This is a genomic window from Cupriavidus sp. F041, from assembly GCF_057814235.1.
The window spans coordinates 1,994,973-2,005,381 of the sequence record NZ_JBVASY010000002.1; the positions used below are offsets into that span (position 1 = coordinate 1,994,973).

Genomic DNA, 10,409 nt, shown 5'->3' on the forward strand with positions numbered 1-10,409 from the left:
AACGCATCACGCGAAAAAACTGACTGCCGTGTTGCCAATGCCCCGCTTCCGTGTGATTCCCTCCTGTGCAGGGGAGCACCGGTGTTAGGTATTAGACCTATCGAGGCGTATTCCAATGCGCCGAACCTTCGGGTCTAGCGGGCTTTGTGACCAAAAGCACCATCCGGATCGACATACACATTTGTTTTTTTCCTGCTCACCAAATCGTTCTGCCCGGACAGGCCGGCCTGTTCCCGTAGCGGCGCAGGCTCTGACTTGCCCAACTTGGCGTCCGGCTTGATGTCCTCGGCGCCTTGTGCCCACGCGTCCAGCATGCGCTTGGCGATTTCCCTGAACTCCGGGTAGCGGTCGGCGTACTCGCTTACCAGCGGCACTACCTTCCGGATCGCCTGCGTCACCTGACCCATACATGCGGCCATATCGGCGCTAGACAAGTTCAGTCTTGCGCCGCCGTACTGCGCCAGCAATTTCCCGGATGCCCAGGTCCGCTTGCCAGCCAGCGGCAAACCTGGGATATCCGCCCGATACTCCGGGTAGGCGGTCACCGTGACAATGTCATACACCGGCGCCAGCCTGACGTCATCGATGCTGGTGTACACCACCGCGAAGTTCTTCAGGTGTGCATCGGCATTGCGCAGTGCGTAGTTCAAAAGCAACAACGTAAACAGGCGCCGCGCACTTTCCTTGCGATGCGGGGCGCTGACGTAAATCGCCAACAGCTTTGCCAGATCCTCAAGACTGCCCTTGTATTTATTGACAGGGTCCAGTCCTCTCAGCGCACAAAAATCCTCAACTGCAAGCCGGCTGCCGTCCGTTTGGCGATCGAAACGGCGGATTGCCAGCACTTGCCCGTCGTCCGAGAGTTCTGTTTCCGGCACTTCCAGGCCCGCCAGCCGCGCCACTTCGAGGCACAGGAACTCGTTCACAGACAGACCGGGCAAATCCGCCGGACCTGTCTTCAGGATGAACTCGTCGGTCCAGACCGTGGCTTTGTCCTCAGGCCTGGCAAGCACCTTGGGCATGACGCCCGATACACCTTCGGCAATGCCCGCTTCCAGATGGCGCAGCAGGTTGTCCCGCGATCCGGTCGATGCGAGCAGGCTCGCCATGTCCAGGTTCGAGGCGGCCAACGTCGGCGGCGCCCCGTGAGGCACCACCCGGACCCTGCCGATCGCGTTCGCGCCGGTCAGCGCCAGCAGGCCCAGGTCGCTCACGTCGGCATGGGCCCCAAGCTTGCGCCGGATCAGGTCCTTCTTGTACCCCTCGGGCAAGTTCATCTGAAAAAACGGCAGCAGCCCGGCTGCCCATTTATACGACTCTGCCCGAACTGGCAGCAGAAGCGATACGAAGTCGTGCGCCGGTACATCTGGCAGGTAAGTGAATACGCTCGCGCGCGCTTCTTCGGCCAGCGTGCCGACGGGCGTTGCATTCACATAGACGTCCAACATCTGTGCGCCGTTCACTTCGAATCCTCGTCGTGGGCCTTTTCCGGTACCTTGTCGCCGGACTGGGACGCGTCGAGGTCCGCGGCTGGCTGCGGCCGGCGGTGAAAGTGCCGGACGCGCCGGCGCGCTTCCTCGGAGGTGGAATCGACTTCCTCCGTCTCTGCCAGCACGTCGTCCAGCGTCCTTCGGTGGCCGGCAGGCCTTGCGAGCAGCTCAAGCCCGACGGCCTCGAACAAACTCAACAACTTCACCGCGCCCAGCTCCGGTAATCCGCCCGTCTCAAACCGGCTGATCCGGGCCCGCGGCACCCCGCTGTACTCGGCGACTTCCTGTTGGGTCTTGTTCGCAAGGATCCTGGCACGCTTAAAGGCCTCTCCCAGCTCAGCAAGATTCATGTGCTACCTGTATAACATTATGCTCGAATGAACGTCTAACGTACTGTATACGAAACAACAGCATCAGTCAAGATAACGTGCCATAGACGAAACACTAAGCGCCTGGTTCTTCGTAGTGTTTGATATAGAGAACATTATGAGCGCAGCAAGCCGATTAGCCCAAGGTTAGACTGCATGCTGCGAACGATCAGCCTCTCATCCCAGCCAGACATGCACCTAATCGACATTGGCGTAAACTTTCACTCTTCCCAGATTGCCCCGCACACAGACGCCATCCTTGAGCGCGCCGTGGCAGCCGGGATCGTGGCGATACTCGCGACGGGCACATCGCTGGACGCGAGCAGGAAGGCTAGTGACCTGGCCAGGCTGCATCCCCGCCTCCTATTCGCAACGGCGGGCACGCACCCTCACACGGCCAGGGATTGGTCGCCATCGGTCCGACAATCCCTTGAGTCCCTCTGGGAACGCCCCGAGGTGGTAGCGATCGGGGAGTGCGGGCTGGACTACAACCGCAATTTCTCGACGCCTGCCGACCAGCGCAGGGCCTTCGCGGACCAGCTCGAAGCGGCTGTCCTCTGGAAGAAGCCTCTGTTTCTCCATTGCCGCGACGCCTTCGAGGACTTCTACGCAATGGTGGAACCCGCGGTCCGTGCCGGCGCCCACGGCGTGGTGCACTGCTTTACCGGCGCTGCCGACGAGGCGGCCGCTTTCGTGGAACTGGGCCTGGACATCGGTATCACGGGCTGGGTAACGGATCTCAAGCGAGGCCAGGCGCTGCGGGAGGCCGTACAAGCCATACCGCTCGACCGCCTGCACCTGGAGACAGATGCGCCCTACCTCGGCCCGAAGAACCACAAGAACCGGCGGCCTTACAACGAGCCCGCCAACCTGCCCTGGATCGCGCATGCGGTCGCCGAACTGAAGGGGCTGGCGGTGGCAGAAATCGCCAGCCAGTGCACCCGCAATAGCCGCCGCCTGTTTGGCATCCCGGCCTGAGGTGCGCCCTGCCCGCTCGTGGCAAGCAGTGATTGCGAACAAATGTGCCTGCCTCAGATCGGAACCCGGCTAAGCTGCCGGGGGTCGAACCAGGCTTCGCCCGGAGCCGCTGGACCTCATTGGCTTGTGTTTCCTGCCTGCTCCGGACAGACCCGTGAATAACAATCAAGAAAGGCCCACCCATGGTGACCGAAACCAGCCCAAACCTGATCCTGCGCCCGCTGGAGCGCAGCCACCTGCATTTCGTACACAGCCTGAACAACGACGCGAAGATCATGCGTTACTGGTTCGAGGAGCCCTACGAAACCTTCGCCGAGCTGTCTCAGCTCTATGACCGCCATGTGCATGACCAGCGCGAGCGCCGCTTCGTCTGCGAGAACCTGGATGGCGAAGCGGTCGGCCTGGTCGAGTTGATGGAGTTGAACCATATCCACCGGCGCGGCGAGTTCCAGATCATCGTGGCGCCGGCCAGCCAGGGCCGCGGCTACGCCGGCACGGCTACCCGGCTCGCCATGGACTACGCCTTCATGGTGCTGAACCTGCACAAGCTTTTCCTGATCGTGGACGTGCAGAACGCCAAGGCGATCCATATCTACGAGAAATGCGGCTTCCAGCGCGAGGGCGAACTGGTGGAAGAGTTCTTCAGCTATGGCGCCTATCACAATGCATTGCGCATGTGCGCCTTCCAGCGCGACTACCTCGCCGCACGCAACGCCCGGCGCTGAGCGCCCCGCCCAGGCCCGAAATCAGCCCGCCAGCTCCCCGACCGCCTTCCACGCCTGGTCGATGGCGGCTGTCAGCGAAGGGCTGCCTGCGCTATCGCTGTTAGCGATCACCACATTGCCCGCGCTGGCGCGCGAGCGATCCAGCACGGCCTGCGCTGCCGCCTCCTCCTCGAACAGGCTGTTGGGCATATAGCTGTAGCCGTGCGCCCAGCGATTGACGGTGATGCCGCGAATCACATCCTTGCCGGCGAAGCCGCCCGGCGCCAGCATGCGGTCGAGCTGGCTGCGGATACCCTTCTCCAGTTCGCCGAACGGCGTACCAAGCAGGAAAGCCCGCCCGGCGCGGAAGCGTTCGCGCGCCTGCATGCCGCTGTCCGGCACGGTGGGCACATAGAGCATATGCAGCACCACCGGGTCGGCCGGGCGCGCGCCGGCCGGCTTCTCCAGCCACAGGTCGGTGTAGGCCATGGCCGGCGCATGGATGCGGCTGGTCTTGAGCGCCTCGAAGGCGCGCCAGTTGTCCAGCGCCACCTTGGTGTAGACCACCGGGGCCTTCACGTCGGAGCGCAGGGCCTGCTTTTGGGGCGCCGGCAGGCCGGGCATGATGAAGGGGATCATCATGTTGTAGCCGGCCAGCACCACGTGCGCGGCTTCGACCCGGTGCAGGTTGCCGCTCCAGCCATAGGTCACGCGCGTGATGCGCTGGTCCGGCTCGATGGCGATGGCCGTGCTGTTCAGGCGTACCCGTACCTTGGAATCGTCGGTATCGAGCCGGCTGTAATCGAAACCGGCCGCACCGATGTCGTCGGGGCTGCCGGTCTTCGTCACGCCCGGGATCATGTTCTGCACCAGCAGCCGCGCCAGCGTGGCATTGCCATCGGCAAACCAGAGCTTCGATGCGGGCGACTTGCCAAGGCGTGGATTGAGGCTGGGCGGCGGCATGTTCTTGCCGCCCGGCAGGCCGATGGCCAGCGCGTCGAACAGGGATACGCCGTCGGCGTCCAGGGCATAGGCATCGTTGCTGCGGCTGCGGAAAAAGCGCTGGCCGTCGAGACCCACGCCGGCCTTGTCGCGCAGGAAGGCCGCGTAGCTGGTGCGCTTCAGGTAAGCCAGCCGCTCGCCCTCGCCCATGCCCGCCAGGTAATCCGTGCTGCCATCGGCCAGGCGCGCCAGCGCGTCGCGGTCCTGCTGCGGCAGCGGCGTCTTGTCCAGGAAGGCTTTGAAAGCCGCGGCACTGGCCGGCTGCGCCCCGGTATTGCGGGCATCGATCAGGCTGGCAAACGGATCGCCGGCAAGCAACTGGTCGCGGCCAAAGTGTTCCGCGTCGAAGAAGACCGAGCGGCCCATGCCCAGCTCGCGATAGGGGTCGCGTTCGGCGGCCTGATGCCGCTTGGGATCCACGCCGAGCCCGGCCAGCAGCGTGGCTACGGCGCGGCTGTCGAGCGCGGTCGGCGGCATCTCGGCGCTGCCGCCGTACGTCACCAGTTTCTGTCCGCGCACGGTGAACTCGTTGCGCTTGGCATGGCCACCGAAATCGTCGTGGTTGTCGAGGATCAGGATGCGTTTGCCGGCGCCGAAGCGGCGCTGGTAGAACCACGCCGCCGCCAGCCCGCTGAGGCCACCGCCCACCACTACCAGGTCGAAGACTTGGCGCGCCATCACGGCAGGGTATTTGGCGCCTTCGCGGGCCAGGCTGTGCGCGAGCGTGTAGGTGCCCGCATGGTTGCCGCGCAGCCCGGTCAGCGCCGGAGGATAGCCGGCGCTGCGTTCAGCGGCCTGCAATAGCTGGGACGGCGCCAGCCCCGCGGCAATGGTGAGTGCGGCGCCGTTGAGAAAGTCTCTGCGCGTGATGGTCATGGCAATATCGTTCGCTTGATTTGGGTGGCGCGGGCTCAACGGCGCTCAGCGGCGTCGCGCTGACGGTCCAGTTCGGCGCGGCGCGCGGCTACCGCCCCTTCCGCTACAGCGCTGGCGCGATTGCCCCAGCCGGCGCGGATAAAGGTCAGCACGTTCGCCAGTTCCTGGTTGTCCAGCGTCCAGCCATAGCCGGGCATGTGGTAATCGGTGGCCGCCGTGCCCACGTGCGCGGTCACGGCGCCGTCGAGCAGCAGGTTGGCCAGCGAGGACGGATCAGGATCCACCACGGTCGGATTGCCCGCCAATGGCGGGAAGACGCGGGCAAAGCCCTTGCCGCTGGCGCCATGGCAAGGCATGCAGAATTCGGCGTACTGGCGCGCGCCGGTGGCGTCGAAGCGGCCCTGCGCGAGCATGTCGGCGGTGCCGGCATCATAGACGTATGGTGTTTCGTCGCTACGCGTGCCGGGCACCGACTTGAGATACACGGCAACGGCATCCAGGTCCGGGCGGCTCATGAACTGCGTGGACGATGCGATCACCTCGGACATCGGCCCGAACGACGTCGCATGCCCATTGCGCCCGGTGTGCAGGTATTCGGCGATGTCCTCGCGCGACCAGCTGCCCAGCCCCGTACGCGGGTCCCCCCGCAGATTGGTGGCAGCCCAGCCTTCCACGCTGGCGCCGGCCAGGAAATGCCGGCTGCGTTCATCCAGCCCCTTCTCGGCCATCAGCGCGCCGCGCGGCGTATGGCAGGCGCCGCAGTGGGCCACCGCTTGTACCAGGTAGGCGCCGCGATTCCACGCTGCGCTCTGGCTGGCATCGTTGCGCACCGGCCCGGTTTCGAGGAACAACCAGTTCCAGATGCGCAGCAGCCAGCGCATGCCGAACGGCCAGCGCATCTCGGGTTCGGCGGTTTCCTGCCGCACGGCTTTTACTTCGGTGCGCAAGTAGGCATAGAGCGCCTGCACGTCCGGTTCGGCGAGGCGGGCATACGACGGGTAAGGCATGGCGGGATAAAGCCGCTTGCCGTGTTTCGCCACGCCCTCACGCAGCGCGCGGTCGAACTCCTCGAACGTGTAGGCGCCGATGCCGCTCTCGGCATCCGGCGTAATGTTGGTGGAATAGACGGTGCCCACGCCGGTCTTCAACGGCAATCCGCCGGCAAAGGGCGCGCCGCCGGGGCTGGTGTGGCAGGCGGCGCAGTTGGCCACCTTGGCCAGGTAGCGGCCACGCTCGATCTGCGCCGCGCCGGGGGTGTCCGCCGCAGCCGCGAGGCATGGCGCCAGCACCAAGGCGGCGAAGACGGCGGCAGCGCTGCGCAAGTGCCTGCGCGCGAAAACGGAAATGGTGCCGGCGACGGCGGCGGCGGTAGCGGAGAACCGCCTTGTGGCAAGGCTCATGGGGCTGATTGTCGTTTTTAGCGCCGCGATGGCGTTCCGTGCGGCAAGCGTGCGCAGCCCGCGCGCGGCGGGCAGAGCATCGTGGTTGCAGGCCTGGGCGGCCCTGCGGATGCGGGATGAACTGGCGCGCCCGCTCTTCAGGCGTGGGTCACCGCCCAGTGCGCCAGCGACACAAGCAGCAGCACGAGGCCCGCCGCCAGCGCCACGCCGGTCAGGATCAGCGGCACCGGCCGCACCGCCTGCAGGTCGCGCATATGTTCTTGGCCCTTGCGCAGGCCAAAAAATCCCCACAACACCGTAATCACCAATCTCAAGGGGTTCATTTCCGTCTTCCTTGCATGCTTGCCACACATCGCATGACCGTACGTCCGGGGGCGGCCGACCGTGCAGCAGTATGGCTTTTACTAGTTACGGCGCATTATGGCCGTGGCTGGCAAGTAATAACAGAATCAGATCTGCGATAATTTTGCGTATCAGTTTGACGATCAGGCATTTGTAGACCCCTGCCCCATGAAGCGCTACGAAGAGCTGGCGGAAACGCTGGCCAAGGACATCCGCAGCGGCAATCTGCCGCCCGGCACCAAGATGCCGTCGATCCGCAAGACGGTAACGCAGTATGGCGTGAGCCCCTCCACCGTGTTCCAGGCGTACTACCGGCTGGAGGAACGCGGCCTGGTAAGGGCGCGCGAGCGTTCCGGCTATTACGTGACGGGGCCGGTAGGGAGGCCGCTGCCACAGCCGGCGGTGCGCCGCTCGCACCAGGTCTCGACCGACGTCGATATCTCCAAGCTGGTGTTCTCCGTGCTCGATGCCGCACGCGATCCTCAGCTTGTCCAGCTCGGCTCGGCCTTCCCTTCGCCCGAGCTGTTTCCCTGGGAGCGCCTGGGCAAGTCGCTGGCCCGCGCCGGGCGCGAACTCGATCCCTGGTATTCCGTGAACGACATGCCGGCCGGGCACCTGGCCCTGCGCCAGCAGATTGGCTTGCGCTACCTTGGCGCGGGAGCCCCGCAACCCACCGAGGAAATCGTCGTCACCAACGGCGCGCTTGAAGCGCTTAACCTGTGCCTGATGGCGGTGACCCAGCCCGGCGATGTGGTGGCCATCGAGTCGCCCGGTTTCTATGCTGCCTTGCAGGCATTGGAGCGGCTACGTTTGCGGGCGGTGGAGATCCCGGTGGATCCGCGCGAAGGCATCGACCTGGACGCGCTGGATGCCGCCCTGAAGCACCACCCGATCAAGGCTTGCTGGTTCATGACGCAGTTCCAGAACCCGATGGGCGCCAGCATGTCCGAGGGCAGGAAGCAGCAGTTGGTGGCCTTGCTGGCTCGCCACCGCGTACCGCTGATCGAGGACGATGTGTACGGCGAGCTGTACTTCGGCAACCGCTGCCCGCTGCCCGCCAAGGCCTTCGACCAGGAGGGCCTGGTCATGCATTGCAGCTCGTTCTCCAAGACGCTGGCGCCAGGCTTCCGGGTGGGCTGGGTGGCGCCCGGGCGGTTCGGCGAAGCGATCCAGCGGCTGCGGCTGATGACCACGCTGTCGGCGGGCGTGCCGACGCAGGTAGCGCTGGCGGAATACCTGCAGAACGGGGGCTACGACAAGCACCTGAGGCGCCTGCGCCATCTGCTGGAGATGCAGCAGGGCCAGCTGATCGCCGCCATTGGCCGGCATTTCCCCGAATCGGTACGCGTCTCGCAGCCCGCGGGCGGGTATTTCCTGTGGGTGGAGTTTGCCGAGGGCTTCGATGCGCTGGCGCTGCACCGCGCCGCGCTCGATCATGGCATTGGCATTGCGCCGGGCCCGATCTTCTCGGCGCGGCAAGGCTATCGCAATTGCATTCGCCTGAACTACGGACACCTTTGGAGCGACGCCGTGGAAGCGGCCGTGGCCAGACTGGGCGAGCTGGCGAAGGCGCAATCGTGAGCAGGCAGGCTGCCCGGCTGGCCGGCCCGCCCGCTCAAGCGGCAGTCCCGCCCCGGCCATGCCTGCCTAGGTACCATTCCCCAAGTTCGAATCCCGCCTGCACAAGGAGCGCAAGCACCGCCGCCGGGATGGCGCCCGCCATCAGCAGGACGTGATCATTCAGCGCGAGCCCGGTAGCGATGCGTTCCCCGTAGCCGCCGGCGCCGACGAAGGCGGCTATGGTGGCTGTGCCCACGCTGATGATGGCTGCCGTCTTGATACCGGCCAGCAGCACCGGCATCGATAGCGGGAGCTCTACGTAGCGCAGCACCTGGCCAGGCCTGAAACCCAGGGCGCGCGCCGCCTCGCACATTCCCCTGGGCACTTGCTGCAGCCCCGTCAGCGTATTGCGCACGATCGGCAGCAGCGCATAGAGGAACAGCGCCACCATGGCGGGCCATACGCCAATGCGCCCCAGCAGCGGAATCAGCAGGGCCAGCAGGGCCAGCGAGGGCACCGTCTGCAGCACGCTCACCGCCGCCATCAAGGCCTGGCCCAGCCGGGGACGGCGCGCTGCCACGATGGCCAGCGGCACACCCAGCACAGTGGCGGCGCCCACGGCGCCAAGCACCAGGGCCAGGTGCCGCCAGGTCAGGCGCAAGGTATCGCGGCCGAACAAGGTGGCTGCGAGTCCGGCGCGCGCGTCTGGCCGGGCTCCCGCTTCGGCGGTAGTCGCCGCGGCGCCCCCGTTCGCCAGGAAGGCGTGCGCTACCGTGGCGAAGGATTGCCCATCCAGTTCAGCCGCCGCGTTCATCGCGATCATGTCTTGCGCGTGTATCTTGCCCTCCAGGCGATTCAAGGCCTGCCAGGCCGCCGGAAAGCGCTGTGGCAGGTCGCGCCGGTACAGCACCACGGCGTCGTAGCGCGGGAAGTAGTGCCGGTCGTCGGTCAGCACGCGCAGCCCGTACTTGCGAATCTTGGCGTCGGTGGAGTAGATGTCGATGGCATCGACCTGCCCGTTGGCCAGGGCTTCATAGGCAACGCCGTGATCCAGCCCCACGGGGCGCTGGCGCAGGCCATAGCGTTGCGCCAGACCGGGCCAGCCATCGGCCCGGCCTAGAAATTCATGCGACAACCCCAGGCGCAGTTGCGGCTGCGCGGCCAGGTCTTCCAGCGCCGCCAGGCCAAGCTGGCGCGCCTTGGCCTCGCTCACCGCCAGTGCGTAAGTGTTCTCGAACCCGAGTGGAATGCCAGCCGCCAGGCCAAACGGCGCCAGCGCCCGGTTGATCTGTTCCAGGCTGGCGCCGGGGGGCAGCTTGAGGATTTCGCTGGAAACGGTGCCGGTGTAATCCGGATACAGGTCAATGCTGCCGGCCTTGAGGGCCTCGAACACGATGGCCGTATTGCCAAGGCCGGGCGTGTGTTGCGCACGGCCCCGGACGGCAGCCGTCTGGGTGAGGATTTCACCGAGGATATAGGACTCGGTAAAGCGCTTCGAGCCAACCCGGAGCGTGTCGGCGTACGCCGTGGCGGCCGCGGCGAGCAGCGCTAGCCCGACCAGCACATGGCCGAGCACCGCCATGGTTCCCGGAAGCCCGAACCGATCGCCATGCGTGGCGCCCCGCGTGCAGCTTTGAAGGGGATTCAAATGATGCGCTCTCCTGTTGCATCCGCCAGGCAGGCCCCGTG

At 65.7% G+C, this 10,409-nt stretch carries 9 protein-coding genes; 3 read left to right on the top strand and 6 right to left on the bottom strand.

Annotated elements, in window-relative coordinates:
* Nucleotides 1-134: 134 nt before the first annotated feature.
* Nucleotides 135-1,463: a type II toxin-antitoxin system HipA family toxin gene (locus ACZY0R_RS26485; RefSeq protein WP_488862544.1), complete on the bottom strand. Its 1,329-nt coding sequence runs from the start codon at nt 1,461-1,463 to the stop codon at nt 135-137.
* Nucleotides 1,460-1,840 carry a helix-turn-helix domain-containing protein gene (locus ACZY0R_RS26490; RefSeq protein WP_488862546.1) on the bottom strand — a complete coding sequence of 127 codons (381 nt, stop codon included), beginning with the start codon at nt 1,838-1,840 and terminating at the stop codon, nt 1,460-1,462. The genes ACZY0R_RS26485 and ACZY0R_RS26490 overlap by 4 nt, the downstream gene beginning before the upstream one ends.
* Before the next feature lie 210 nt (nt 1,841-2,050).
* On the opposite strand from ACZY0R_RS26490, the gene ACZY0R_RS26495 reads away from it, so the two are divergent.
* Together ACZY0R_RS26495 and speG are read left to right on the top strand one after the other, a co-directional pair.
* The gene (locus ACZY0R_RS26495) at nt 2,051-2,836 is read left to right on the top strand and encodes a TatD family hydrolase (protein ID WP_488866191.1); all 786 of its coding nucleotides are present in this window, start codon (nt 2,051-2,053) and stop codon (nt 2,834-2,836) included.
* A gap of 182 nt (nt 2,837-3,018) precedes the next feature.
* On the top strand, nt 3,019-3,561 hold the full coding sequence (speG, locus tag ACZY0R_RS26500) for a spermidine N1-acetyltransferase (protein ID WP_488862548.1): 543 nt from the start codon (nt 3,019-3,021) through the stop codon (nt 3,559-3,561).
* A gap of 21 nt (nt 3,562-3,582) precedes the next feature.
* Here speG and ACZY0R_RS26505 read toward each other — a convergent pair whose 3' ends face one another.
* The 3 genes from ACZY0R_RS26505 to ACZY0R_RS26515 form a co-directional block, all read right to left on the bottom strand.
* Nucleotides 3,583-5,418 (bottom strand): flavin monoamine oxidase family protein, encoded by a 1,836-nt coding sequence (locus tag ACZY0R_RS26505; RefSeq protein ID WP_488862550.1) that lies wholly within the window; start codon nt 5,416-5,418, stop codon nt 3,583-3,585.
* 35 nt (nt 5,419-5,453) lie between these two features.
* Complete coding sequence (locus ACZY0R_RS26510; protein WP_488862552.1) at nt 5,454-6,818, bottom strand: c-type cytochrome; 1,365 nt, start codon at nt 6,816-6,818, stop codon at nt 5,454-5,456.
* 137 nt (nt 6,819-6,955) lie between these two features.
* Complete coding sequence (locus ACZY0R_RS26515; protein ID WP_035860331.1) at nt 6,956-7,141, bottom strand: DUF2970 domain-containing protein; 186 nt, start codon at nt 7,139-7,141, stop codon at nt 6,956-6,958.
* 187 nt (nt 7,142-7,328) lie between these two features.
* On the opposite strand from ACZY0R_RS26515, the gene ACZY0R_RS26520 reads away from it, so the two are divergent.
* The gene (locus tag ACZY0R_RS26520) at nt 7,329-8,741 is read left to right on the top strand and encodes an aminotransferase-like domain-containing protein (RefSeq protein WP_045241147.1); all 1,413 of its coding nucleotides are present in this window, start codon (nt 7,329-7,331) and stop codon (nt 8,739-8,741) included.
* Between the two features lie 34 nt (nt 8,742-8,775).
* On the opposite strand, the gene ACZY0R_RS26525 is transcribed toward ACZY0R_RS26520, so the two are convergent.
* Nucleotides 8,776-10,302: an ABC transporter permease/substrate-binding protein gene (locus ACZY0R_RS26525; protein WP_488866193.1), complete on the bottom strand. Its 1,527-nt coding sequence runs from the start codon at nt 10,300-10,302 to the stop codon at nt 8,776-8,778.
* Nucleotides 10,303-10,409 lie beyond the last annotated feature (107 nt).

What these genes read in the sequence shown, in the direction of transcription:
- speG (WP_488862548.1), top strand. Translation starts at nt 3,019, where the DNA reads ATGGTGACCGAAACCAGCCCAAACCTGATCCTGCGCCCGCTGGAGCGC.
- ACZY0R_RS26505 (WP_488862550.1), bottom strand. Translation starts at nt 5,418, where the DNA reads ATGACCATCACGCGCAGAGACTTTCTCAACGGCGCCGCACTCACCATT.
- ACZY0R_RS26495 (WP_488866191.1), top strand. Translation starts at nt 2,051, where the DNA reads ATGCACCTAATCGACATTGGCGTAAACTTTCACTCTTCCCAGATTGCC.
- ACZY0R_RS26510 (WP_488862552.1), bottom strand. Translation starts at nt 6,818, where the DNA reads ATGAGCCTTGCCACAAGGCGGTTCTCCGCTACCGCCGCCGCCGTCGCC.
- ACZY0R_RS26515 (WP_035860331.1), bottom strand. Translation starts at nt 7,141, where the DNA reads ATGAACCCCTTGAGATTGGTGATTACGGTGTTGTGGGGATTTTTTGGC.
- ACZY0R_RS26520 (WP_045241147.1), top strand. Translation starts at nt 7,329, where the DNA reads ATGAAGCGCTACGAAGAGCTGGCGGAAACGCTGGCCAAGGACATCCGC.
- ACZY0R_RS26525 (WP_488866193.1), bottom strand. Translation starts at nt 10,302, where the DNA reads ATGGCGGTGCTCGGCCATGTGCTGGTCGGGCTAGCGCTGCTCGCCGCG.
- ACZY0R_RS26490 (WP_488862546.1), bottom strand. Translation starts at nt 1,840, where the DNA reads ATGAATCTTGCTGAGCTGGGAGAGGCCTTTAAGCGTGCCAGGATCCTT.